Annotated in this window: 28 protein-coding genes; 9 read left to right on the forward strand and 19 right to left on the reverse strand. The window is 35.4% G+C overall.

What is annotated here, in order from left to right:
- Window position 1: 1 nt before the first annotated feature.
- Both ACMGE6_RS01915 and ACMGE6_RS01920 read left to right on the forward strand, forming a co-directional pair.
- Window positions 2–1,507, forward strand: a complete 1,506-nt coding sequence (locus ACMGE6_RS01915) for a TcaA second domain-containing protein (RefSeq protein WP_414054238.1) — start codon at window positions 2–4, stop codon at window positions 1,505–1,507.
- A 14-nt stretch (window positions 1,508–1,521) separates the two neighbouring features.
- On the forward strand, window positions 1,522–2,229 hold the full coding sequence (locus ACMGE6_RS01920) for a zinc ribbon domain-containing protein (protein WP_414054239.1): 708 nt from the start codon (window positions 1,522–1,524) through the stop codon (window positions 2,227–2,229).
- Window positions 2,230–2,711: 482 nt separating this feature from the next.
- Here the strand turns inward: ACMGE6_RS01920 and ACMGE6_RS01925 are convergent, their stop codons facing one another.
- The 7 genes from ACMGE6_RS01925 to ACMGE6_RS01955 all read right to left on the reverse strand — a co-directional run bounded on the left by ACMGE6_RS01925 (window position 2,712) and on the right by ACMGE6_RS01955 (window position 8,046).
- Entirely contained in the window at window positions 2,712–2,936 is a 225-nt protein-coding gene (locus ACMGE6_RS01925) for a sulfurtransferase TusA family protein (RefSeq protein WP_414054240.1), read from the reverse strand.
- A 10-nt stretch (window positions 2,937–2,946) separates the two neighbouring features.
- Complete coding sequence (locus ACMGE6_RS01930) at window positions 2,947–4,020, reverse strand: YeeE/YedE family protein (protein WP_414054241.1); 1,074 nt, start codon at window positions 4,018–4,020, stop codon at window positions 2,947–2,949.
- A 128-nt stretch (window positions 4,021–4,148) separates the two neighbouring features.
- Window positions 4,149–4,931: a GNAT family N-acetyltransferase gene (locus ACMGE6_RS01935; protein WP_414054242.1), complete on the reverse strand. Its 783-nt coding sequence runs from the start codon at window positions 4,929–4,931 to the stop codon at window positions 4,149–4,151.
- Window positions 4,932–4,991: 60 nt separating this feature from the next.
- Complete coding sequence (locus tag ACMGE6_RS01940; protein ID WP_414054243.1) at window positions 4,992–5,624, reverse strand: DUF805 domain-containing protein; 633 nt, start codon at window positions 5,622–5,624, stop codon at window positions 4,992–4,994.
- Window positions 5,625–5,635: 11 nt separating this feature from the next.
- Complete coding sequence (locus tag ACMGE6_RS01945) at window positions 5,636–6,568, reverse strand: hypothetical protein (RefSeq protein WP_414054244.1); 933 nt, start codon at window positions 6,566–6,568, stop codon at window positions 5,636–5,638.
- 98 nt (window positions 6,569–6,666) lie between these two features.
- Window positions 6,667–6,816, reverse strand: coding sequence for a hypothetical protein (locus ACMGE6_RS01950; RefSeq protein ID WP_414044905.1), 150 nt, complete (start codon window positions 6,814–6,816; stop codon window positions 6,667–6,669).
- Between the two features lie 63 nt (window positions 6,817–6,879).
- Window positions 6,880–8,046 (reverse strand): M20 family metallopeptidase, encoded by a 1,167-nt coding sequence (locus ACMGE6_RS01955; RefSeq protein ID WP_414054245.1) that lies wholly within the window; start codon window positions 8,044–8,046, stop codon window positions 6,880–6,882.
- Between the two features lie 153 nt (window positions 8,047–8,199).
- On the opposite strand from ACMGE6_RS01955, the gene ACMGE6_RS01960 reads away from it, so the two are divergent.
- Entirely contained in the window at window positions 8,200–10,266 is a 2,067-nt protein-coding gene (locus ACMGE6_RS01960; RefSeq protein WP_414054246.1) for a RecQ family ATP-dependent DNA helicase, read from the forward strand.
- Between the two features lie 19 nt (window positions 10,267–10,285).
- Here the strand turns inward: ACMGE6_RS01960 and ACMGE6_RS01965 are convergent, their stop codons facing one another.
- The 3 genes from ACMGE6_RS01965 to ACMGE6_RS01975 form a co-directional block, all read right to left on the reverse strand.
- Window positions 10,286–11,056 (reverse strand): LysM peptidoglycan-binding domain-containing protein, encoded by a 771-nt coding sequence (locus ACMGE6_RS01965; protein ID WP_414054247.1) that lies wholly within the window; start codon window positions 11,054–11,056, stop codon window positions 10,286–10,288.
- 138 nt (window positions 11,057–11,194) lie between these two features.
- Window positions 11,195–11,461: a hypothetical protein gene (locus tag ACMGE6_RS01970; protein WP_414054248.1), complete on the reverse strand. Its 267-nt coding sequence runs from the start codon at window positions 11,459–11,461 to the stop codon at window positions 11,195–11,197.
- Window positions 11,462–11,497: 36 nt separating this feature from the next.
- Complete coding sequence (locus ACMGE6_RS01975) at window positions 11,498–12,505, reverse strand: hypothetical protein (protein ID WP_414054249.1); 1,008 nt, start codon at window positions 12,503–12,505, stop codon at window positions 11,498–11,500.
- A 129-nt stretch (window positions 12,506–12,634) separates the two neighbouring features.
- Here ACMGE6_RS01975 and ACMGE6_RS01980 point away from each other — a divergent pair, with 129 nt between their 5' ends.
- Window positions 12,635–12,814, forward strand: a complete 180-nt coding sequence (locus ACMGE6_RS01980) for a hypothetical protein (protein ID WP_414044911.1) — start codon at window positions 12,635–12,637, stop codon at window positions 12,812–12,814.
- A gap of 39 nt (window positions 12,815–12,853) precedes the next feature.
- On the opposite strand, the gene ACMGE6_RS01985 is transcribed toward ACMGE6_RS01980, so the two are convergent.
- Entirely contained in the window at window positions 12,854–13,939 is a 1,086-nt protein-coding gene (locus ACMGE6_RS01985) for a Fic family protein (RefSeq protein ID WP_414054250.1), read from the reverse strand.
- A 266-nt stretch (window positions 13,940–14,205) separates the two neighbouring features.
- Here ACMGE6_RS01985 and ACMGE6_RS01990 point away from each other — a divergent pair, with 266 nt between their 5' ends.
- Window positions 14,206–14,634, forward strand: a complete 429-nt coding sequence (locus ACMGE6_RS01990; RefSeq protein WP_414054251.1) for a hypothetical protein — start codon at window positions 14,206–14,208, stop codon at window positions 14,632–14,634.
- On the forward strand, window positions 14,631–15,065 hold the full coding sequence (locus tag ACMGE6_RS01995) for a hypothetical protein (protein WP_414054252.1): 435 nt from the start codon (window positions 14,631–14,633) through the stop codon (window positions 15,063–15,065). Before ACMGE6_RS01990 ends, ACMGE6_RS01995 begins: the two co-directional genes overlap by 4 nt.
- A 43-nt stretch (window positions 15,066–15,108) precedes the next feature.
- On the opposite strand, the gene ACMGE6_RS02000 is transcribed toward ACMGE6_RS01995, so the two are convergent.
- The 3 genes from ACMGE6_RS02000 to ACMGE6_RS02010 form a co-directional block, all read right to left on the reverse strand.
- Window positions 15,109–16,110, reverse strand: coding sequence for a hypothetical protein (locus ACMGE6_RS02000; RefSeq protein WP_414054253.1), 1,002 nt, complete (start codon window positions 16,108–16,110; stop codon window positions 15,109–15,111).
- A 160-nt stretch (window positions 16,111–16,270) separates the two neighbouring features.
- Complete coding sequence (locus tag ACMGE6_RS02005) at window positions 16,271–16,819, reverse strand: hypothetical protein (protein ID WP_414054254.1); 549 nt, start codon at window positions 16,817–16,819, stop codon at window positions 16,271–16,273.
- A 94-nt stretch (window positions 16,820–16,913) separates the two neighbouring features.
- Entirely contained in the window at window positions 16,914–17,396 is a 483-nt protein-coding gene (locus ACMGE6_RS02010) for a hypothetical protein (RefSeq protein ID WP_414054255.1), read from the reverse strand.
- A 230-nt stretch (window positions 17,397–17,626) separates the two neighbouring features.
- Between ACMGE6_RS02010 and ACMGE6_RS02015 the strand changes: the two genes are divergently transcribed.
- Entirely contained in the window at window positions 17,627–18,751 is a 1,125-nt protein-coding gene (locus tag ACMGE6_RS02015; protein ID WP_414054256.1) for a DUF418 domain-containing protein, read from the forward strand.
- Between the two features lie 52 nt (window positions 18,752–18,803).
- On the opposite strand, the gene ACMGE6_RS02020 is transcribed toward ACMGE6_RS02015, so the two are convergent.
- A complete protein-coding gene (locus ACMGE6_RS02020) occupies window positions 18,804–19,598 on the reverse strand; it encodes a hypothetical protein (protein ID WP_414054257.1) in 795 nt (264 codons plus the stop codon).
- Window positions 19,599–19,670: 72 nt separating this feature from the next.
- On the reverse strand, window positions 19,671–20,690 hold the full coding sequence (locus ACMGE6_RS02025; protein ID WP_414044921.1) for a hypothetical protein: 1,020 nt from the start codon (window positions 20,688–20,690) through the stop codon (window positions 19,671–19,673).
- Window positions 20,691–20,868: 178 nt separating this feature from the next.
- Between ACMGE6_RS02025 and ACMGE6_RS02030 the strand changes: the two genes are divergently transcribed.
- Together ACMGE6_RS02030 and ACMGE6_RS02035 are read left to right on the forward strand one after the other, a co-directional pair.
- Complete coding sequence (locus ACMGE6_RS02030; protein ID WP_414047686.1) at window positions 20,869–22,161, forward strand: MFS transporter; 1,293 nt, start codon at window positions 20,869–20,871, stop codon at window positions 22,159–22,161.
- Window positions 22,162–22,178: 17 nt separating this feature from the next.
- On the forward strand, window positions 22,179–23,108 hold the full coding sequence (locus tag ACMGE6_RS02035; protein ID WP_414054258.1) for an ornithine cyclodeaminase family protein: 930 nt from the start codon (window positions 22,179–22,181) through the stop codon (window positions 23,106–23,108).
- A gap of 73 nt (window positions 23,109–23,181) precedes the next feature.
- On the opposite strand, the gene ACMGE6_RS02040 is transcribed toward ACMGE6_RS02035, so the two are convergent.
- From ACMGE6_RS02040 to ACMGE6_RS02050, 3 genes are all read right to left on the reverse strand, one after another.
- Window positions 23,182–24,195 (reverse strand): hypothetical protein, encoded by a 1,014-nt coding sequence (locus ACMGE6_RS02040; protein WP_414054259.1) that lies wholly within the window; start codon window positions 24,193–24,195, stop codon window positions 23,182–23,184.
- A 109-nt stretch (window positions 24,196–24,304) separates the two neighbouring features.
- Window positions 24,305–25,294: a histidinol phosphate phosphatase domain-containing protein gene (locus ACMGE6_RS02045; RefSeq protein ID WP_414054260.1), complete on the reverse strand. Its 990-nt coding sequence runs from the start codon at window positions 25,292–25,294 to the stop codon at window positions 24,305–24,307.
- Between the two features lie 4 nt (window positions 25,295–25,298).
- On the reverse strand, window positions 25,299–26,069 hold the full coding sequence (locus ACMGE6_RS02050) for a DeoR/GlpR family DNA-binding transcription regulator (protein WP_414054261.1): 771 nt from the start codon (window positions 26,067–26,069) through the stop codon (window positions 25,299–25,301).

The following is a 26,069-nucleotide window of genomic DNA, read 5'->3' on the forward strand; positions in this document are numbered from 1 at the left end:
CATGAAGTTTTGTACAAATTGCGGGGCTGAAACAAAGCCTGGTCAGAAAATATGTACGCAGTGTGGTAAACGCTTGCTAGATAATATCAGTAAACCTGAAATTCACTCGTCGCAAGAACCTGCTGTAACAAAAGATATACCAACGCGTACTGAAGAAAATATTCAGGAAAATAATCATCTTGAACAAGAGAAGCAAGAAAGAATAGTTGTGTCACGTCCACTAAAAGAAGCGTCGCAATCTGAAACGCACTATACTACCCCTGAACCTGCAGCTAGACGCGAACGTAAACCCGTTGCACAGAAAAAGAATCGTAAGAAATCATTGTTACCGCTACTTATCGCACTACTTTTATTACTTGGACTAGCTGCAGCGTATTTTATCGGCAGTCAGATGACAAACCCTGAAAAGCATGCAGAGAAAATCATCACTGCAATTAACGAAAAAGATTATACAACGCTGCAACAACTGATTTCGAGTGAAGCTGATGGAGTTTCTAAAGAGGAAGCAAAAGCTTATGCTACATTAATTAACGAAAAAGGTATGTCAGAGTCTTTTGATAAAGGGTTACATGATGCGGTCAATGAAGTAAAAACTGCAGATGCCAGTGATACGCCTGAAGTAAGTATTAATGACAATAAATTAATGACACTAGCCAAGCAAGGTAAGAAATTCTTAATTTTCGATAACTATGTCTTTAAAGTACCTATGCAAAAAGTTAAATTACGTGGTACTGAAGAGGGAACACTTCAATTTAAAATCAACGGAGAAAATCATACGTTTAGCACGACTGAAGGTAGCGAAAGTGACATCGGGGCTCTTGTTACAGGTTTGTATCAGTTAGATGCGACTAAACAGGTGAATAACGAAACACTCAACGGTAAACTTATCATCGATACTACAGGTGATCCTCAAACTGAACAACAATTTGATGGGTTATTTGTAAAAGTAGAAGTTACAGGGGACGATAACCTTGATGCAGAAGATACTAAGATTATGGTCAATGGTGATCCTGTTGACTATAATCCAGACAAACTCACTTATGGTCCATTTAACGGTGAACAATTTGAAATCTATGCAGCAGGTGAACTCGAAGGTAAAAACTTTACGACAACAACGACAACAGTTACAAAAGACGATATCTTAAACGGAGATAACTCTGTTACTTTAAGCTTTGACACAGATGAAATAGACAGTTATATCGCTGAGAAGAATGCACCAGAATCTTCAGATGATAGCGAAGATAGCTCAGACGAAAGCAATGATAATTCTGTTATCATTACTTCACCAGATGATGCACTAGATGCTGTACGTGCGTACGAAGATACATCTGACTTAGCTGATCCTGGTCAGGAAATTCGTACCCCGGTTAGAAATGCGATTGGATGGGGCTTTGGAATCTTTGAAGACGGGGAAGTCGTAAAATCATACGATGTTAAACTTGATGGTACGGTCATTGAATATGACGCAGATGCCGAGGAAGTAAGTCGTTATAATCCATATGAATAAGGAGGTTAAGTAATATGCTATGTCCAAAATGTCAAAATACAATCAATCCTACAGACCGCTTCTGTAGTAAATGTGGATATGATACACAAAAACAGGATACCCCTGTTCAAAATTCTGCACTCGCTTTGCAAAGTAAAAACTATTTCCAGGCACTATTCTCACATGATAAAGAAATAAGTAGTACCCATGCTTACAGTACGAAGTTATCCCTCGCATTAATCGGTGCAGGTATACTCGCAATTGTTATCTTACTGTTAGTTCTTACTCATGAAGTCGAACACATTTCACCATTGCAAATTATTATTAAGATCATCATGCTTACAGCAATGTCAATCGGTGGCACGACTTACTTAATCCATTTTCTTGTGCAAAAGTTTACGGATCAGAAAATCCCATTAAAAAAAGTTCTTTCTGATTATGTATTAATCAACACCTTTGCCATCATAAGTATATTACTCGCTGTAGTATGCTTTTTGATTAAAGTGAATTATTTGCCACAGTTCTTTTTCTTAATGGCAATACTTATCTTTACAGTTTCACCGCTTTATTTATTGTCTAAGTATATCAGCACACATAAAACTTCAATCGGCAGCTATTATATCATCCTAATATTCTTAGTCGCACAGTCATTTCTAATGTTTATGATTGGTGAATCAATATTTGTCTCAGTCACAAAAATGACAGCAGATTTCATGCAAAACTCGATCCAGAGTGGTTGGTAAAAAATAAAGCTTTTCATCTCAGATTTACACTGAGTATGAAAAGCTTTTTTTGGTGTTTCATATTGTCTTTAGTTCGCATATCACTTTGTTTTGCGAACTAACTATTTTGTCTGTCGGGCGATTGCTTGCATTAGTTCGCATATCTCTCTCTTTTGCGAACTAACTGTTTCTTCTGTCGGACGATTGCTTGCGTTAGTTCGCATATCTCTCTCTTTTGCGAACTAACTATTTCATTTGTCGGACGATTGCTTGCGTTAGTTCGCATATCTCTCTCTTTTGCGAACTAATTGTTTCTTCTATCGGATGATTGCTTGCGTTAGTTCGCATATCTCTCTCTTTTGCGAACTAATTGTTTCATCACTCAATCAATCACCTTCATTAGTTCGCATATCTCTCTCTTTTGCGAACTAACTATTTCATCACTCGATCAATCATCTTCATCAGTTCGTATAACTTTATATTTTGCGAACTAACAAACTAAGTTAAGCCTTTTGAACAGTGATTGTCCAAGAAGCATCATCTAACTGTTCATAATTTGTTACAGGATATCCTTGTTCTGCAGCCCAGTTCGGAATTGCTTCAGTCGCTTGCGTACAATCAAAATCAATCTTCAACTCATCACCTATTTGTAATTCTGCCATTTTCTTTTGTGCTTCAATAAGCGGGAATGGGCAAACCATCCCTACAGTTCCTAATTCGTGTAACATATTCATCCTCCTAAATTGTTTGTGCTTTCACTTGCGCACGTTTATTGACTGTCTTCATTGGTTTAACAAATAAGAAATAACTCATAAACCAAGTTCCTAAAATCATAAATAATAAAGAAATCCATCCTTGTGTATTCATTGTTGCAGTTGACACAAGACCATTCCCTATAGAACAGCCACCTGCCAGTGATGCACCGATTCCCATCAAAGCACCACCAAATACACTATTTCGAATCGTGATTTTATCCGGAAGTCTCCATTTAAATTCTCTTGAGCCACGTGCAGCAATGTATGATCCCAGTAAAATACCTAATACTAAAAACGCACCCCAATCAAGTAGCTTCGTATCACCATTTACTAAAAACTGAAGTAAGTTAGCTGAAGGTGTTGTAATACCTAAACCATAATTTCGACCCGTACTTGCACTCATCGGCCATGCAATTAATGCAATTAAACCTACAGCAATAGCTGCAGCAAATGGATGATAGCGCTTTTCAAAGAATACATGACGTAAGCCTGTAAAGTTTTGCTTAAGTTTTGGAACCGCAAATTTAGGTTTTGGTTGTCGTAATGTCTTAGCAACTAAAAAGATAGTCACGATCATCAGTAACAGAATAAATACCCAATAAGGTATACCTGTTGATTTAGATAGATTGGCATCAACAACTGTTACTCCGTTTAACTTATCTAATAAAGGCTTTAATACCCCTGCTTTTGTCATTGCAGCAAAGAATGCATACATAAATAATGCAATCCAGCTACCAATTAATCCTTCGCCTGCACGATACCAAGTACCTGTCGCACACCCTCCTGCCAGTACAATACCTATACCAAAAATAAAAGACCCAAAAATTGTACCGACAATAGAAAATGCTTCATATTCAAGATGAATCTTACCAAGAGAAGTCAGTATCAATAAACCAATCGCCTGAATTGTTATCGCGATTAGTAATGCATAAAACATCTTATTGTTCTTTTGTACATACATATCACGGAAGCCACCCGTTAAACAAAAACGTGTGCGCTGCATGACGAATCCGAGCAATGCACCCACGATTAAACCACTAAAAATTGTCCAGACCATATAGACCTCCTATAATTCCGATAATAATAGTAAGAAATATAATTATCTTATATGAAATTTATTAATTAATCAACACCTATGTTTGAGATATTTTATTGCATAAAAAATAACACTCACACATTGGAGGGTTAATCTTCTTCCGGCTTTCGCAGTAACTCATATCTTTCACTTACCAGTACGTAGCCTTGTCTTTGATACATTTCACGTGGTGAGTCATTGCCGTCTGCAATCAGTATCACTTGTTTTCCTCTTTGCTTTGCGTAACGCCACACTGCTTGTTGCAGTGTTGTACCTACGCCTTGTTTACGCATAGCATCCAGCACATAGAAGTCATCTATTTCTATCAATCTTTCACTTTCAATTGCTTCTATTTTTCCAGCAGGGAAACCATGTTGATACCCGACAAATTGCAATACCGTATCATCTGACAGATCTCTTTTATGTGTCTCCTCTTTCAAATCAGCAAATGCTTCGCCGTACTCTAATTCTCCCTCACGACATACTTCAAGGAAATCTATGAACACATCATCATCGTTAATAACTTGCTGCACTTCGATTTCAGAATCTCTTGTCTTTGGCTGTTCTGTTAGTAAATATAACTCCATCTTCTCAAGCGTAAATCCTAGTAAACTTGCTTGCTCAATCAATTTCGGGTCCAGCGTCTGATTTTCCGGAAAGATAAACAGAGCATGTTTCTGACCGTGTTTTTCGTGAAACGTTTTTTGCATTTCATAATCTTTTAGAAAGGTCGCAATATCTGGCATCTGTTTATATTCATAGTAATTGGCGTAATACTTTATCAGTTGGCTCGGCGTATGATAATGTATGAATCGTTCATTCTCGCTATACAAATCTGCATCGACTTTCGTATCTTTAAAACTAATCGCGAATTTTTTCTCTCTATCCACCATTCTCTCACCCCTATTTGTATTTATTACCATTATACTAAATAACAAGAAAAAAGACCCGTATCATTTTCGATACGGATCTCTTGTGTCATATTGATATTGATGGGTTGATTGGTACGGGTTATATTCATGCGTTATCCCTTTTGGATTGGGTCCCCATTGATTTGTACCTGGCTTTGAATCCTGTGCGCACCAAACGATACACCAGATGGCAAGTCCTAGGTTAATCAATCCAATAATCATCTGAATAAATAATGAAATCACTGATGGATTTTCAGGATTTGTTAAGACGTTAGCAATGATGATATTAATCCATGACAGTACGAGCGGAATGACATAAAATACAATGACCCATTTGCCACTTCTACCTGTGTCATGCAGTCTGCGAACCATCAATGATAAGTTCGGAATAAATAATACGATTAAAACAACCACCCAAAATAGAATGATAAATAACCCAAAGATACCTAGTACACCAGCCATTGTATTTGCAGTTTCCATATCAGAATTCCCTACAGCTGCTATACCTATAAGGATCGTACAGACTGTAAACATTATGAATGCTGACCCAAGCAGTACGAGTTGTGTAAAGAACGGCACCCAGTATTCCTTACGGCGAGATCTCCCGCTAAAATCAAATGCTCTTGTCCAGAATAATTTCGTTGCTTCCCAAAAAGACATCGGTTGTGGATACATATTTTCCTCCTCTATTGCACAGCAATAATGATATTTTCATTTACTTTTTTATGTTTGAATTGTTTGGCATGTGCTAAGTCATCATTGAATATAATCGTATATTTATGACCTTTTAATGCATAGTCAAACTTTTTATCGATAATTTCCTCCTGGAATCCAGTAAGTGTAAACTTATGATAAATACCTGCTGTGTTATCTTTTAGAACAGGTATTACCGTGTATTCAGCAACAGGGCCGTAAGGTTGTTGAAAGAAGTAAAACGTGACATCGCCATTTGTTAATGTCGCTACTTTTTTACCTGCATCGTTAACTTTTTTTAAGGTCGTATTAACTGCTTGCTCATGTGTAGCAAAACGTGTTACCTTTTCCTCCGTGCCAATACGTTCATTCGCGTTGCTCAACCATTCGCCATTGTCTCCGATAAAAATTACATCTTTGTTTACTTCCTGATCAAGCAATACGCCATGCGTACCATCTTTATCTTTCATAATAATATGACTTGGATCATCACCATTATCAATCTCACCTGACATATAACGCATCTTTCCTGCTGGAGTTGAGAGTGTCCAGTCATTCGTAATAAATTGCTTGTCCTTATATTGATGACTGATCACTTTAGGGAATGCGACATTCGTCTTACCCGTATCATCAAAAGTCAGGTAACTATGCATTATATTGCCGTTACCGGTATAAGTTCTTAGATTAAAGTACTTGCCATCGTTCATTTTAAAGAATTCATTACGCACACTCATATCATTTAACTGTTCCATCGCTAACTCATCCACATGAGACTTTGCTTCCTCATAATATGGATACGACTTCTTAATATCCTTGATATCTGCTGAAGTCACGACCGACTGATCCTTATGCATCGTATGAACCACTAAGAAAGCTGTTACAGCAAGGAGTAACATCACAGTCATTGCTATTAATCCTTTTTTCATCCTATCACTCTTTTCAGTTAACATTATCATCATTATACAATAATTACCTCTGAAATCATACGCATGAAAAAAACGCCCTTTTAAAGGACGTTTCACGATTATTTATCCTGATCTTCTTTACTGACTTTCTTTTCACCTGGTTGTAAATCTAACTGATCTTTAACCTTCTCATTCATTTCACCATCGATGACTGTTTCCGGCATCAACTCGCGTCTGTTGCTTGTTGTCTCTTTATCAACGTTTGACATATTAATCGCCTCCTCATCCTGATACTTTTATTTACCCCATAAAATAAAAATTATCCGTGTTTATTAATCATTTGATTTCAGATAATCCATCACAACACTTCCAACGGCTTGAGCTGCAAGTAATAATGAAGACTCATCGATATCAAATTTCGGATGGTGATGTGGATATACCTCTCCTTTTGGTGCTGCACCGACATAGATAAACGAACTTGGCAGTTCTTTGGCATAATACGCAAAGTCTTCTGAAGGTGGTTGTGCATCACACGTTTCAATCTTTAATCCATTGTCAGCAATCACCTTAGCTGCATATTCTGTAAACTCAGGGTCATTATACAGTGGCGGATAATCATCCTGATAATCTAAATTGCATGTTACTCCGTATGTTTCTTCTAAGCCGTGTGTGATACGCTCAATTTCTTTACGAATGGTTGCTTTTGTATCATCCGTTAATCCACGTACATCACCTTCTAAGACAACTTTATCCTTTATAATATTAAACTGACCTTTACCATCAAATGAACCAATCGTAATAACACCTGTTTCAAACGGATTCAGTCTTCTTGAAATAATCGTTTGAGTAGACATAACGAAGCTACTTGCCGCAACGATTGCATCATTTGCCATATGCGGTGATGAACCGTGTCCTGATTTACCCTTGACCTCTAACTTAAAGAATGCACGACCAGTCTGAGTGTAACCCGACTTATAATAGATACTTCCTGGTTGCATCGTACTCATCACATGTGCCCCAAGCACGTGGTCCACACCTTCCAGTACACCATCTTTAATCATCCCTTGCGCTCCGCCTGGCGGAACTTCTTCAGCTGGTTGATGGATGACCACCACTTTACCTGAAAACGTATCTTTCATTTCAGCAAGTGTTTCAGCGAGCACCATCATATAAGCAGTATGGGCATCATGGCCACACGAATGCATCACGCCTGGATTCTTTGACGCAAATGATAATCCCGTTTCTTCCTGAATCGGTAACGCATCAAAGTCAGCACGAATCGCTATCGTCTTACCTGGTTTACCCGAATCAATCGTTACTTTAATCCCTCGTTCTCCAATATTTGTTTCAACCTGTACATCTTTATCTTTATAAAAATCAGCAATATATTGTGACGTCTTTTCTTCCTGAAAACTCAGTTCAGGATACTCATGCAGGTGACGTCTGATTTCAATCATCTTATCAGCTTTTGCACTAAGTGCTTCAAATAATTCATTCATACAATCATCTCCTTAGTGATTGATATACCCAAAAGATTTTAATTTATACAAAATTATAGCCACCTATTCAAACAATAACCCTCAATCAACATCCAATGGTATAATAACGTTTAAGACAGAGGTTAATAACTCAACATTCAGAGGAGGTTTAATATGGATTTCAGAACACGCGCGCTTGAGATGTTACGTGAGACGTATGGTGAGGACAGTAAGTTTCGCGAAGGGCAGCTGGAAGCGATTCTTGCTGTTGCAAACAAACAGAAGACACTCGTCATTCAGAAGACCGGATGGGGAAAATCAATTGTTTACTTTATCGCAACTAAGTTACTGCGTGAACAAGGAAGCGGTCCTGCAGTCATCATCAGTCCACTACTGGCATTAATGCACAATCAGATTGATGCAGCAGCAAAGCTTGGTTTAGATGTTGTTACGATTAACAGTAATAACCGAGATGAATGGGATGATATCTATGCAAGACTTAGTGCAGTCGATGCGATCATCGTCTCACCTGAGAAATTATCCGATCCACGATTTATCGACGCACTTGCTGCAGTGAATGATATCGAACTGATTGTTGTGGATGAGGCTCACTCTATCTCTGACTGGGGACACGACTTCAGACCAGATTATCAGCGCATCGTTAACCTGGTAAAAGATTTACCTGATTCGATTGCGATACTGGGCACTACAGCAACAGCAAACGACCGTGTCATTGAAGATATTAAGTCTCAACTCGGTGAGCTTCAAGTCTTCCGTGGAGATTTAATTCGTTCAAATATCTCTATTCAGGTTAATCCATCTCAATCAAAAGCAGAGCGACTTGCTTTGCTTGGTGCAAACTTAACTGAACATCCATTTTTAAGTCAGGAACAAGGTATCATCTACTGTCTGACAAAGAAAGAATGTGAATCAGTTGCAAAATTTTTAGTTGAGCAAGGTATCTCAGCTGCACCCTATTATTCAGGCATGCGTGACGCATTTGGTGAAGATACATCAGAAATAATACTGGAACGTTTCCATAGTGGTGACATACGTGTCATCGTTGCCACTGTAAAACTCGGTATGGGCTATGACAAATCAAATATAGGTTTCGTGATCCACTATCAGTTGCCACAAAACTTAATCTCATACTACCAGCAGATTGGACGTGCGGGGCGTGACGGGAAACCAGCACTTGCTATTTTGTTACATGGTGATGAAGATGATACGATTATTAAGTCATTTATCGAAAGCGCGAATAAAGATCCGCAGCTACTTTCTGAGATTCTATCATTAATAGAAGCTCACCCTGAAGGAATGTCCAGAAACGATCTATTGCCACACTTTAATTTAAACGTTACAAAGTTAGGTGCAGTGTTAAAGTATTTGTTTGTACATGAATACATCTTAATGAATAAACGAAAATATGTTATTAATCCAGATAAACCCTTTGATGCTATAAGTAATGCTGAACTTCAGCACAATCTTAATCAGACACGACTGAGAGAACTGGATAATCTTAAACGATTTATTCATTATGACGGATGTTTTATGAAATTTATCGCTGATGAGCTTGATGCCCCAGACGTACAAGAGAAGTGCGGCATATGTGCACATTGCAGGAACCGTCAGTTCATCACACTGGATGATAATCATCCAATGCTGAAATTAGCAAGCCAGTACAAAAATAAATTGCACGGAGAAATTCTGCCACGCAAACGCTGGTCTGACAATAAAAAAATAGATGAAGCATTACAATTTGAACCAGGATGGACGTATACAACAGACGCCTACTCACCCGTCGGACGAAAGTTTATGTATGAACGTGAACATGGGTACTCAGAACAGACAAAGCTTGAAATCAGTCAGTTTCTTAAAGATCATATACTTACCCATCATATCAATACAGTCGTTGCCGTACCAAGCTTACGCAGACCCAACCTTACTCAAGCTTTAGCGAAAAGTATCGCTGATTATCATCAAGTACCTTATATAGAAGCGGTTGTAAAAGCTGATGCCGGAAACAGACAAAGCGACATGCACAATTCCATCATGCAGGAACAAAATATTCAAAACACCATACAACTGCAAAATATTGATAACATCAAAGATAAAAATATACTACTAGTTGACGACACCGTGAACTCCAAATGGACGATGACAGTCATCGCATCCAAACTGCTGGAACATGCGAATAAAGTCTATCCATTTGCACTAGTTAATACAGGTGCCGGTGAATAAAAAAATTGCCTTCAAGATATTATCTTGAGGGCAATTGATATTTAAAAACCGGTTGACCTAAACTATTCTCAAATATACGTGCAGCTTTAATCTTTTTCACATAATCCTCATTGATACGATAAAAATACGTTGGAACGCCGGGTTTTTCAGCAAATCTTTGATAACCAGTAATCATGATGCCATTATCACGCGCTGTCTTATACCCCATATGGATAATCTCTCTTTTATTCAGTATCACACCCGTATGCCCCAATGCTCCACGACTATTCACTTTACTACCTAATACGAAGATATCTCCGTATTGCACATCTTTCTTCTGAATCGGTATAAACAAACGATTCTCCTGAGCAAACATTGTCGTTGTATCTCCAAGCACTGTCTGTTTAGGTAAGTAACCCGCTTCAATCATCGCTGCATAGACAGCACTTGAACAATCCCAAGTATCCTTCCCCCATCTACCTGCATAAGATTGATAACGCGTTTTGCCCATACGATCGTAGAACCATTGCACCATTACATCTTTACTCGGTACACTGCGTTTATAGATAGGTTTTGTATTATTAGGATTTGAAGTGACTAAATGATCACCTGGGTAAGTTGCATCTAACACTAATGCGTTCCACTTCTTAACATTATCCACCGTAATATTATATTTTTTAGCTATTGAACTAACCGTATCATTTGGCTGTACTGTGTGTACTCGAATTGTCTTATAACGCTTTGCATCAGCATTGTTTACTGGTGTTAGTAGTAATGCTCCAGTGGCAATTGCACAAATTAATTTTTTCATAAAATCTCCTCATGGAAATAATTTTTTTGAATAATATTTGAAATATGATACCAGTATTACCTTATATTCAACCCTTTGTATTAGTGAGTTTCAGTACAATTAATAAACAACCGCTTATCAAAAAGATAAGCGGTAAAATTATGCGCATTTCCAGACGTAACTATCTTTATACATTAATGACCCTTGATCACTACCATATACTTTAAGAATGTTATACCATTTCTTCATCTTAGCTTTCGTATTAGCATCAATTAAAATAGCGCGTTCTAAAGTTATAGGACCATAAATACCTGTGTCATAATCATAATCCGTTGTAGAAATAAAAGCTATATTTTTATAGATATCGATGTAGCCATCATAAATACTAATAGACTGTTTCGAAGAATATACGGGTTTACCATACACACTTTGAATTTTAGATCTATTAACACGTTTAATCTTTTATTTTTTTAAAGGTTTTTTATACATATATTTTAAGTTACCTTTATAACTATCAAATACAACATATAAATCATATCCATATTTTGATTTATCATACTTTAATGTATGTTCAACAATATGTTTACGTGAAAGTTCTGAACTAGCAGGAATACCATATGCTTTCTTAATGGCATAATATGATACAGGTTTCTTCGGTGCATATATCAAGTTTTTCGCTACTTTGTAACCTTGATATCCGGCATTATTACCTACTTTATATTCACCGATATTCGTAACCATAGTTTGATAAGCTCTAAAATCATTATTTACTTTACCAGCTAATTCTCCTGCTTTATGTCCACGTACTATATTGTCTGTACTATTTACATAATCTTTTATAAATCCTTTTGACGTAAAATCAATATTGGCCGTGTCTTCTTTATCAAAACGAGGTTTATCACCTGTAGATTTTCCTCCTGCTAACCAATCAGCGTACTTTAAGATACCATTAGCTTCTTGAGTCAAAGCACCCGTCCCACCTACTAAAGTCAGTATCAATGTTTCTTCTTTATTATTTGCCCATGTTTTAAAATATCTGTCTCTATTCACTATATACTGTCTGTACTCTGTATAGTACTTTTTACCTTTTGCTTCCTTTAACCTTTGTTCAGCTAACCAGCTGAATGTACGATCATAATCAATCGCTGTATTGGATTTACCGATAATCTTTAAGTTACTATCATCTACCGGTAAATAATAGTTACCTTTAAGCACCAAAAAGTTATAACCATCAATTAATTTATGTTTAACAACGACTACTTTAGTTCCTGCTTTTAAAGTTTTGAAATAATTATTTGATCTTATGTATGTATCTTTAATCATTACATTTGTATCTTTCAACATTACAGCTGAATAGTCACGATTTCCCACTTTTATTTCAGATGGTTTTGAAGTTTTTACTTCTGCGAATGCTGGTAATGACGGCAACAATAATCCTATTGATAGTACGCTTAAAGCTAATTTTTTCATGTAAATTCCTCCACAGCTATTTAATATCTAAATCATACTACGACTAACAAATAATAACAATAAAATTTACAATTATTTACGCTTATACTAGCGACAATCGGGTACTGATAATTAAAGGAAGTGATAAGGATGATTATGATAGCATTATCTTTACCAGGTATTCTATTCATTGCTTTGATTCTAGGTATTATCGCATGGGTAGTAATCATGTTAATAAACTCTACTAAAAACGCTGCTAAGCAAAACACTTCAACAATCGACAATGAATTAGAAGCTATTGAACGTGAGCACAATCGAAAACATTCTTAAAGTAAAAACAGCGATACTACATTTCGTAATATCGCTGTTTTAATTTCTTCTATGAGTAAAGTAAGCACTATTTGTTTCTTTCAATAAATCAAACAATGCTGTGTTCTTATAAATTCTCTCTCTACCAATCATTTCACTCTCCAGAAAACCTTCTTCTTCAAGTTGTTTCAAATAAGTAATAGCAGTTCTTCTAGAAATCCCAAGCGTATCTTCTAAATAATACGTTTTCGTATAAAATTCATAAAATAATGCTTCAACTAAATCTTTTGAGTATAGTTTCGGTAATTTTTCTTTCAATCTCTCTGTATATAAGTCTATCTGTTCATTAATCTCCATTAATATCTTCAAAGTTTCATCAGCTGTCTGATGAACTGCATTTAACATATAGATAATCCAATCTTCAACAGCACCTTCTTCCTGGTTTTGAATCGCATTCAGTTTTAAATAATAATCTTTCTTTTCTTTTAAAATATATTTACTCAAATATAATATTGGACTATCTAGTAATCCTTTTAAAACAAGAAATAATATATTCAATACTCGGCCCGTTCGACCATTACCATCATAGAATGGATGTATCGTTTCAAATTGATAATGCATGATTGAGAGTTGAATTAATGGATCAACATCATAGTCCTTGTTGATATAACTCTCTAAATTTTTAAGGAGACTAATGATTTCTACATAGGATTCAGGTGGGATAAAGATAACCTCATTTGTGGATGGATTCATAATTTTTGTGCCCGGAAGTGTACGAATACCTGGTCGATTCCCATCTATTATGTCATGAATTTCTATCATTAAATTGGTATGAATGAATCCTCGTTTTTGTACAAATTCAAAACCATGCCAAAGTGCACGTCTATAATTCAAAACTTCTTTTGCCGCTAAATGCACGACATCATCCTTACCCATCGCCTTATACAATTCATCATGTGTCGTTACGATATGTTCAATTTCAGAACTATCTTTTGCTTCATTTAAAGTCATAGCATTAATTAATATATGTTGATTAGGTAGTACCTTTGAATAACCTTTAAGTTCTCCGAGTGTTCTATTTGCTTTAGCTAAGGTTTTTAGGAGTTCCGAATGATTGTGATTAAAAGAAAATGGTAATGTTTTCATTTTACACCTCCAAAATTATTATAATGGATTACAAAAACGTGTGCAAATTTCTCGATTTTTTGCACACGTTATTCAAACCTATGCAAAATTTGCACAGGTTTGAATTAATCATTACTCATATTTCAAAATTTATATCACTAGTAATTTTTTATATCATCATAAATCTAAAGAAATCTCTTAAAAATTCATACAATGTTTATATCCTATTTTCTTTAAATTTCCTAAAACGTGGTATAATGGATTAAAATAGCAAAAGAGGTGAGTAAATGATTGCATGGTATATCAAAAATAATAAAAAATATTTTATGGCTTATATAGCTGCACTCATCATAGTTTTCTTATGTATGTGCTTTATATTTTTACCTAAGTTCCCTCTGATCGCGATGTATCTGTTTATCATGATGCTCTCACTTACCTATGTTGATACAATCAGTCAAATCAAACGATATCTAGAGAATAATAATACTAAACAGTGGCTCGTTGCAAAGTGGCATTATAAAGATTGTGTGACATTTTCAATCTTTGTACTTATGATGCTTGGATTAGGATATATCGCGATTCAAACCTCACCCCCTAATTTACCAGCTATGAGTTCACTTTATGCACTTTCTATCATATTTGTAGTTACTGCAATATTTAAGTGGCTGAGATATATGGAATATAAGCGAGAAATGAAAGAAGGTAATATCGTATGACAAAGAATTTGTACATTAACATGCTTATCTATGGAAGTGTGTTTATTTTATTTATTATTCTTTATAATCTTTTCTTCTTTCCAAAACATTCTCTCATATCATGGTATTTTTTAGTTTGTGTTTTAATAGCAATGGCTACAGTGTGGCCTGAAACAAAAATAAAGCAAACTATGGCTGTAGATAAGATAAATGGCCTTCGGTTAAAAAAATACTATTATTTGAGATATATTTTTATTTATCTCGGTATTCTGATTAGCGGAATTATAATATACATCATCACAAAATCAGATGAAGCGTATACAAATGGTTTATTTACATGGCTATGTGCATGGGGTGGAACCACTATAGGAACTTTTTTCAGATGGATGGCATCTAAAGAAGAACTCAATCAACTCATCAATAAAAACAATAACCCGATCAACGAAGAGTAGCATCTCGTTGTTCGGGTTTTTTATTTTTCAATATCTCACTATATTATTTTTCAATATAATCATATATACTTCCAGCATCATTTTTCTCATTTAATAAAGGATTTACTTGTGTTATAGCTCCTGTTTGTTTATTGATTATGTAATCGTAAGCCAAGCCAGCCATCGATAAATTATAAGAATGTATTAACCATGAATCACCATTATCATCAATAGTTCTAATACCTGTTCCTGACTTTTCTGCTTCATTTGGTTTTCCATATTCCTGCATAAACTCATACAATTGCTCTTTCGTCACTTCTTTTGATGTACCGTCTGATGTCTCATCTTCTATTTCATTGCTTGCTCCGTCATAGTAAAAGTCACTCGCGACATCAAAAGTTTCAGGGAGTTGTTCCATTGATTTAAACATATCGTTATTATCAAACGTGATTAAAAGCTGGAAGCCATTTGAGTGATCGTTATTATAAATAATAGTCGTAATGCCTTCACTTTCACTTGTCAGTGTTGTTGTGGGTTTTCCGTACTTCGCTATTACCTCTTCTTTACTGACTGGTTGTGAAGAATTGATATAGATTTGAAAAACTTTTCCATCCATATTTTCGACCGCAATATCCCCATAGCGTTGATGATTTTCAGATATTCTACTTTTGCCATCATGGGTAGGTTTACCGTATAGTTGTTCTACTTGCGCAAGGTCCATCCCCTGCTCAATGCCTGCAAATCCTGTAGTTCGATTCGATCTTGTATATCCTTTAATGAATGCATCTGAAAGAATATCCACATGTCCCAGAGCATCTACATAGGTATATTTTCTTTTTGTTGTTTGTTGATTACTTTGGTCTTCAGTAGTTTGTTTTTCTGTTTTTTGCTTATCTTTTGTCGTATCTTGTTGTGTTTGCTTGTTATCATCTTTTTGCACTTTCTTTTCTGTTGTATTCTCAGAAGCTACTTTAGATGCACCTTTATCTTGTTCTTCACTTTTATTCTCACCGCATGCAGCAAATAATACTGTCGTAGATAAAACGACTGATAGTAGTTTTTTCATGATAAACTCCTTTAATGTTTATTATTACACTTATCTCTATTATCTACTAAATACTGTCATCTATAAATGATTATTCAAAATACATTTGAAAGTGTTGATTACTTTTGATTATTTATATTAATTTCAAAAAAACCGAATACAAAAGTATCCGGTAGACGTGCTATTGATTTGGGTTCACACCAAATTCCTGTTCCCAGGCACGGTCCATAATACCCGTTGCCTCCTCTAATCGTTGATTATACTGCTCCTCTGTAATCAGCCCCGCTTCTAAGTCAGCAGATGCTTGCTGCTCAATCGCACCTTTTTGATTTCCTGCTGCAACAATTGCCGGCGTTCTACATACTTCAGGAATACCCCCTTGTATATTCTTACAGAAATCAATAATTTGCTGCTGCGTGGGGTGATTTGCCTGCGTCATTTCAGAAGTCGGTTGTTCTTGTGTCAGTGTCTCTGTCGTTGCTACTTCTGTTGTCTGCATTTCTGTCGTTGGTAGCTCGGTTGTTGTCATTTCTGTTGTAGAAGCTTCTGTCGTACTTTCTTCTTTCTTCTTTTTATTTTCTTTTATTTTCTTTTTCGCTGATTCAGCTTTATCTTCTTTCTTTGAAGACACGTCTTCTTTCGGTTCTTCTTTTGTTTTTATTTCTTGCGGGCCTAGACAACCTGATAATACTACAGACGCTGTAAATAAAGTCGCTAATAATTTATTCATCGTCATCCTCCAGATTAATATTTTAAAATTATTTTATCATAATAATATAATTACAAATAATATTTTTAATTAGGTTCGTATATTTCTAGTTACTTCACTCATCTTTTGAAGGCTGAAGTAGTATAAATATTAGCGCTAGAGTAAGCAGCATATCCCCACCCTTTAATAAGAATGGTGTTATATCTTGCTGATTAAAATAAATGTGTGGATAGTTATTCAAGAACAGCATTGCTGAAATAATGATTATAAATATATAGAGTATAAGTGAAATCGACCAATGAAATTTCGTATCGCGTGTTCTTCTAATAACGAGCGATAAAATCCCAAGTATGAGCGGTATAAATAATATCAGAAAAATAATACATCCAAAGATGATCGCCAATCCCGCAAATAATATGAGAAGAAAAGATATACTTTCACCGTCTTCAGGCATCAAATATGAATAAATGTAGTAAGAGCTAACGATAGCAACGACTAAACTTAACATTAAATACAGAATATAGAGTGGACAGCGCTTTAAAAACTGCATACGCGTTAATTTTCCCTGGAATGATATTATTTCTCTCAGCCGCTTCATACCCCTCACCCCTTATATTTATCACCTTCATTATATGATGTTTGCTTCACTATGAATAGTTACACTTTTTTTATCCCATCATTTTAATGCTTATGATTTCACAAAATGGTAATAATTTATGAAAAACTTTTCAAATTTTTATTGTATCGATTGACTGTAATAATCAATTAATTGTATAACTATACTCACCCACCCAAAATTAACATATAAATACAAAAAGGAGTTAATTTATGAAACAAAGAATTGAAAGTATCGACATCATCCGGGGCATTAGTATTATCGGTATTCTATTTATGAACATACTAGGCTTCCACATTTACAACGTATATCTTGAACCCTTTAAAATCTACAAAGATAGTATGAGCCAGACACTCTATCAGCTCAACATGCTATTTGTACATAATTCTTTCTATCCAATATTTGCATTCCTCTTCGGACTTGGACTGGCCATCATGTACACCAACATGAAACATAAAAATATAAAACCAGGCATCGTCCTTTACAGACGTATATTTTTTATGATGATCTTCGGATTTATTCATGGCATGCTGCTATTTAATGGTGACTTTCTTCATCTTTATGCCACGCTCGCAATCGTTGCAATACCTTTTCTATTTATCAGAAAGCGCCATGCATTGATTACCAGTACCATTCTCTTTGGACTGAATATCTTAGTCTGGATTTCATCAATCATCTGGAAAGAAGAGATTAATATGGATGGCTTAGCTCAGGATTCTACAGCTGGACTGAAGTCAGATATCGCACATCACGATATCGCAGGGATTATTCAATGGAACAGTGATATATTCATCTCTGAGAAATATCCTCACGTTTTTACATGGCTGTTACCGAACATACTCATGGTATTTCCATTTATCCTGTTTGGGATATGGTTCTATAAAAGTGACGGTATCAATAAAATACGTCACAATATAAAACGTTCAACAATCATTGCCATACTACTTGCTGTGATAGGATTCGCCATTAAAGCAATGGGTGTTTATCAGTATGATGTGATTACTACAAGTCAGCACATCTATATCGGAGGAAGCCTGGTTGCAGCAGCGTACTTTATAGCAGTAGTCATCATGTGTGAGCAACCTAAATTATTAAATCTGTTATCTCCATTTAAAGCACTCGGGAAACTCGCATTCACCAACTATATTATGCAAAGTGTGTTTATGTTTATTATCTTCTATGGATTAGGGTATTACAGTAAGCTCACCCTATTACAAATCACTTTAATCGGAGTCGGTATTGCTATTACCCAGGTAATATGCAGTAATATCTACCTGAAGTATTACAAGATGGGTCCACTCGAGTATGTGTGGAGAAAATTGACGTATTTAAAATAAGATTAAAAAGTGAGATATATCAAAAGATATACCTCACTTTTTAAATTCAATATTATTGATATTTAGCTAATATTTCTTTCCATTTCATTTGAGCAGCCTGATCCTGTGAAACGATAAAAGTTTGACCTGGAGCATATTCTCCGCGTTTACCATTGTCATCATATTCCCCAAACCCAACAGAAAATGTTGCATCTTCATAGGGTACTATCAATTCATAAACAGTACCATTATCTGCAAGCATATATTTATGTATTTTTGTATCAGGTTTCATTTCTTCTCTATAACCGTATGCAGTAACTGTCTCGTCTAAATCTTTGTCGCCCGTCTGCCCATCTTTTCGTGTATAAAATACAACGCCACCGAGTGAATGAATATTAAAGCCGTGAAATCCTGGATTATTATTATCTTGCGTTTGTACTTCTCCGTCCGGTGTATCAGCATACCAATCACCACGACCTGCCGCACCATGACTAAAATAAGTTTTTGATAATGCCATATTGGCTGTTCTTGCACGTGGTGCAGCCCAGTTATAAAATTCATCGATCATTGCATCTTGTTCATCTAAAGTATATTGTCTAGAACTTACCTGATTTTCTTTGGACTGATTTTTTACTTCTTTGTTATTTTGTTGATTGTTGCTATGAGTAACTTTCTGATTTGATTGATTTTCAGTTGATACATCTTCTGATGTGTTACTTTCTAATGACGCTGTGTCCTGTTTTTTCTCAGTTGTCTTTGAATCCACTTTGTTATTATCGATAATCTTTAAACTATCTTCATTTGATACTTCATTACTACACGCAACAAGTAAGATAGACCCGAGCATAACTGTTATTAATTTCTTCATAGTATCCTCCATCTTTAAAAGTAAAGACTCTAACAAAACAACCCAGATTTCCATCCGGGCTGCATTGATTAATTATCCATCTATTTTTCTTAAGTATTTCACTTTACCGTTTTTACGGTCCATAGCGACAATAATTTTGTAACTGTCTTCAAAGCTTGTGTCATAGATCATTTTATATTCTACACGATTTTTCTTTGATACACTCACGCTTGTTGGTTTGCCGTATTTTTTAATGATTTGATCGTACGTTACTTTCTTAGAAGGTGTGATCACGACTTCTTTGATTTGTCCGTTATTTGTTCCTGTCTTCGGATAGTCTTTAACATATCCAACATCCCCGATACGCCATACATAGCCGGCATCTGTTCCTAAATAATCACATGGTTGTGCTGCTACACTTGATACATCTTGATATTTTTTAAGTCCTTTAATTGTTCTTGTTTCACTGTCGAAGTAAATATTTTTAAACTGATCACTTAGGATGTCAATTTTAACTGTACTGTTGTTACATGAATAATACGTTTCTTTTCGTGCAGTCTCCATTCCCATATCCACCCACATGTCATAAGACGATACATATGGTGTACCCCATGTACTGTGTGCTGGTACCGTGCCATACATACGGTTCGTAATGAGTGATCGCATATTTGCTTTTGTAAAGTTCGCGCGGTTTTGTCCTTGAATATATAAGTATTTTTTATATGGATAGTAATATTCTTCGTATCCTGTAAGATCATCTAACCAGGCTTTAGCTAATGGGTCCATTTTTGTTTTACTATAGTTGATTTTAGCTGCAAGTGCCTTACCGATTTTAATATTGCTATCATCTACTGGAATATATAGATTGCCTTTTAAAACTAAGAAGTCATAACCATCTACGACCTTACGTTCAACAACGGTAACTTTCTTCCCCTTCTTTAACGTTGTGACTTCGCTCGTATCTCCGTTGACTGCGCGTGTCGCTTTTTGAATCACAGCTTCATAACTTTTAACCCCAATATTCATTGATGATGGTACAACCCTTGCTGCATCTGCCGTTTGTGTAGTGAATAACAAAGCTGTAGTTAACAGTGATAGACTTAACTTTTTCATTTACTTATCCCCTTAATGTGTATTTTAACTCTTTCATTATATCTATTTTCTGGAATAGCAACAATATTTATTTAATTGAAAAGTTATGCAAAATAATGATAAAAATTTAATTGACAGAATATTCACTCTTCGAATATATTTAAGTTATACTAAAATTCTTAAACAAAGGGTGGATATCATGGATAAAAAATTAGAGAGAAAAGTCCTGACGGCAAGTTTAATCGGTTCTTCAATTGAATGGTTTGATTTCTTTTTATATGCTTCCGTTGCAAGTCTAGTATTTAGTAAACAATATTTCGTTACTGATGATCCAACTGTATCGAATCTTATCGCCTATTTCGGTTTAGCTTTATCTTTCTTTATTCGTCCGTTTGGCGGTGTAGTCTTCGCTCATATCGGTGATAAGGTTGGGCGTAAAAAGACATTGGTCATGACGTTAACATTAATGGGGCTTGCTACAGTTGCTATCGGTCTTATTCCAAATCACGATACTATCGGAGTTGCTGCACCAATTCTATTATTACTTTGTCGTTTAGTTCAAGGTCTAGGGATTGGTGGCGAGTGGGGTGGTTCTTTACTCTTAGCGACTGAATATGCACCACCAGAAAAAAGGGGTTACTTTGGAAGTGTGCCACAAATGGGTGTTACAATTGGAATGGTACTTGGCTCACTTTCGTTTTATTTAATGACAGCATTAACAACAGATGCACAGTTTAATAGTTTCGGCTGGCGCATTCCGTTTATTTTAAGTGGCATTCTAGTGTTCTTCGGTTTATGGATTCGTAAAGGTTTGGATGAGACACCAGACTTTAAAGAAACGAAAGAAAGTGGCGAAACACCAAAGGTACCTCTTGTTGATACACTAAAATATCACTGGAAAGAAGTATGTATTACTAGTGGTGCCAAGTTTGTTGAAACTGCACCTTTTTACATCTTCGGTACATTTGTTGTGGGTTATGCAACTGAAAAATTAGGCTTAACGTTTGAAACGGTGATGTTAATTGTGATGTCTGCAGCTGTTCTTACTACAATACTTATTCCTTTATATGGTAAGTTAAGTGATACGGTCGGTCGTAAAAAACTATATTTAATTGGTGCATGTGCTATGTTATTGTACAGTTTCCCGTATTTTTGGTTACTTGAACAAAAATCAACGATTGCGGTACTTATTGCAACAGTCATTGGTTTAAGTATCATCTGGTCACCGATCACTGCCGTGTTAGGTACAATGTTCTCAGAAGTATTTAATAAAGAAGTCCGTTATACAGGTGTTACTTTAGGTTATCAGATTGGTGCGGCTCTCGCTGGTGGCACAGCTCCGATGATCGCTGAATATCTTATGGGAAAATTTAATGGCTCATATGTACCAGTAGCTATCTATATTATGATTATCGCCGTAATCTCTATTCTATCTGTGTTATCAATCAAGAATAAAAAAGCAGATGATTTAGCGCACACTTCAATTAATTAGAAAAGGAGAATATAAAAATGAGGTTTTATAGCGACACTGAGATTGAATCTACTTACAAGATGAAAGATGCTATAAGCGACATTCAACAAGTATTAAATGACTTAAATGCATCAAAGATTATCAATAAAGAAAGAAACGTTATAGAGATGGAAGACACGAAAAACACCATGCTCTATATGCCTTGTGTTAATTTAAATAGTGAGTATTCTATTCTAAAGACAATCTCTATATTCCCAGACAATACTGACCACCCTGTCTCACAAGGGGTAACATTATTAAGTGAGCTCAAGCATGGTGAGCATATTGCAACACTGGATAGTAGTTATTTAACACGACTAAGAACCGGTGCCATGAGTGCGATTGCAACTGATGCTTTATCTTCAGAAACATCAAAAGTCCTCGCTGTTATCGGGACAGGTGGCATGGCATTTGAACAAGTACTAGGTATTCTGGAAGTCAGACCAATTGAAACGATTAAATTATATAACCGTTCACTTGATAAAGCAGAACGCTTCAAACAAAAACTGCAATCATATGGTATTAAGATCAATATAGAAGTTGTAAGTGATATGACAGAAGCTGTGAAAGATGCAGATATTATTAATTGTGCAACGCGATCAGAAGAAGCTGTGTTTAACTACAAAGACGTTAAGCAAAATGTTCATATTAACGGAGTAGGTTCATACTTACCTGAAATGCGTGAGATAGATATTCCGGCCATTGAACAAGCAAAAGTAATCGTCATTGATGACATCGAAGGCGCAACCCATGAAGCAGGTGAATTTATTCAGGCTGAGAAAGAAAATAAATTCTCATTTGAACAAGCTATTCCTTTAAATAAATTGCAAGACCAATATGATAGAGATCAACTCACAATATTTAAATCTGTTGGTGCGGCTTACTATGACCTTGCAGTTACAGTTGGTGCATACAAGAAGTTAAAATAATAAAACAATATAAAAACTAAAAACCGAGTAAGCGAAATATCCATCTTTTCGCTCACTCGGTTGATTTAATCACTTATTTTGTTTTAACCGCTTCTTTAATAATATATTTCACATTACCTTTAAAGCTGTCTAAACCAACATGTACATTGTAACCGTACTGTGATTTATCATACGTTAAGATATGTTCAAGGACTGTCTTATTTGAAGATGCTGTTGCTTTAGGTTGACCATACTTCTTGATAATCTGTTCATACGTCACTGTCTTACTTGGAACATAAACCAGTTTACTAACCTTGCCTGTTTTATTATCCACTTCAAATCCTGCATTATTACCATACTGGAATAGACCCATAAATGTTACCATATAGTCTTTTATTTTATAATCTTTATTCACATCAAACGTTTTCTCACCAATCTTGTGGCCACGAACGATGTTATTCTTACTATTAATGAAGTCTTTCATAAATTGATCAGATAAGATATCCACTTTTACAGTATCCTTTGGTGCCGGATTATACTTAATCTTAGGCATGTTCTTTTTGAACCATTGATCATAAGTGATTAACTCACGACCTTCACTCGTAATAGGTACTGTCTGTCCGACCATACTTAAAAACTTTGCATCCTCTTTTTTCGCCATCCAGTTTTGATAATCTTTATCCAGAATCGTTAAGAAAGATTTATATTGCTTCGCATACTTATTCTTTGCACTTTGTTTAATTAAATACTTTGCACGTGCAGTTAAATGCGATTTATCGTAATCGATATTTGACTTTAGTGCATCATTAATTTCAATTAAAGCATCATCTGCAGGGATGTAACGATTACCTTTAAGTACTAAAAAGTTATAACCTTTAATTAATTTGTGTTTTGTAACAACAACTTTAGAGCCCGCTTTAAGCTGTGTCTTCTGTTTAGTAGGTGGTAACGTATATGTCTCGCGATTAAAAGCCACCGTATCCTTTAAAATCGTCGCGCTATAATCCTGATTTCCTACTTTTAATGTTGAAACCTTTGTCGCAGCCTGTGCGTTTAAAGTCGGTACCATCACACCAAGTGCCAGTACAGCTAAACCAATCTTTTTCATGATATTTCCTCTTTTTCATTATTTTTATTTCATTTTAAACCTTTTCGTGTAGAAATACAATTGCGTATAAAATAATCTAATTAAAAAACCTGGAATCATCCAGGTCAAATTAAATATCTACTTCTATCCTATTCATATCGTCAAATGTCACTATTGAATTAACTCCGTTACGTTTCAATAATTTTCGAATATCATCATTATATATTCCGATGTCGTGAGGAAAATGACTGTCTGAGCTTGTCGTAAATTTCACGTCATACTTACTCAATACTTGAATAAATTTTTCACTAGGACATTGTTCCTTTACTGGATAACGATACTTCAGTCCAACATTGACTTCTGTCGCCACATTATTATCCGCTAAGCACTGAGCAACTTTTTCATATGTTGGGATTAACAATGCTTCATCCGGTCTATAGTTAAATACTTTTAAATTATCCAAATGTGCTATAAAACTAAATATCCCACTCTCTGCTGCCTTCATCACTGTTTCAAAATGGTCTTCATATAAAGCAACTAAATCATATGCTTCAAATTTATGTGCAAGTTCTGGATTATCAAATCCCCAGCCGTGATTAAAATGGACTGATCCGATAATATAGTCAAAGTGAAATGGTTCAAGTAAAGCCTTTAACTCTTCTTCTCCGCCGATAAAATAATCCGCTTCCATACCAAGCTTAAGCTCTACACCAGCTTGAGCCCATTTCTCTTTCTGACTGTTAATAAAATCTACGAAATCACGCATTTTATGTGTCATAACCTGATTAAGCCACTCTTGTTGTCGTTGTCCTAAATCAGTGTCTGAAACATCCATGTATTTCATGAAATAATCTTTTGTTTCTTCAAAGCGATATAAGTGATCTACAATTCCTACTTGTTTTAATCCTTTTTGTAGTGCAGTTTCAAGGTATAAATCAAGCCACCATTCTGAGTAATCACCTTCTTCTAATCGTTTACTGAATAATGTTGCTTTACGATTGATATCATTTAATGTTGCATTACTCTCAGTCTTTTTAACGCTATCTATAGACGTAATCGTCTTATTAAAAAAGTTATTTGTATACGGTCCTTCTTCTAAATGAATATGGAAATCAACCACACTATCACCTCTTAATATCTATCCATTCCAATTTCGATTGCTCTATAATCTCTTCAGGTTGTGCAAAATTTGTGATAACACATTGAATAGAATCATAGTTTGAAATTTTGTATAAAGGTTTCTTTTTATATTTAGATTTATCAGTAATCAGGATGTTAAATTGACTTTGTTTTAACATCATCCTTGAACATAATGATTCATTCATATCGAAATCATAAATGAACTCATTATTAAATGATCCGCAGGAAATAAAAGCTTTATCAAATGTGAAATCTCCAATCTGCTGTACTGTTATCGCACCGCTTATCGCTCGTTGTTCTGGATTCGATACGCCACCCAGCATAATGATTTCGCCGGAAATACGACGTTCTTCAAGCGCACGATTGAAATATTCACATGCAATTAACGAGTTTGTTACAACTGTTAAATCTGATATATCTTCTAAGTAATCAGCAATATAGCATGTCGTTGTCCCAACATCCACAATAATTGTATCTCCCGACTGAATAAACTCTGCTGCTCTTTTAGCAAGCTTACGTTTAGTTTCTGAATTGATCGCCATGCGTTTTTGAAGTGCCATTTCCTTGTTCGAATATTTATATTTCACTGCTCCACCATGTACACGTGTTAGCAGCTTATTCTCTTCTAATAATGACAGGTCTTTTCGTATCGTTTCAGGGGTAACTTCAAGATAAATGGCTAGTTCATTCACTTTAACAAATTTATGTTTCTTAATATGATCAACGATATAATCATGTCTCTCTTTAATTTCCAA

It is taken from the genome of Macrococcus equi (assembly GCF_047426745.1).
Taxonomy (GTDB): domain Bacteria; phylum Bacillota; class Bacilli; order Staphylococcales; family Staphylococcaceae; genus Macrococcoides; species Macrococcoides equi.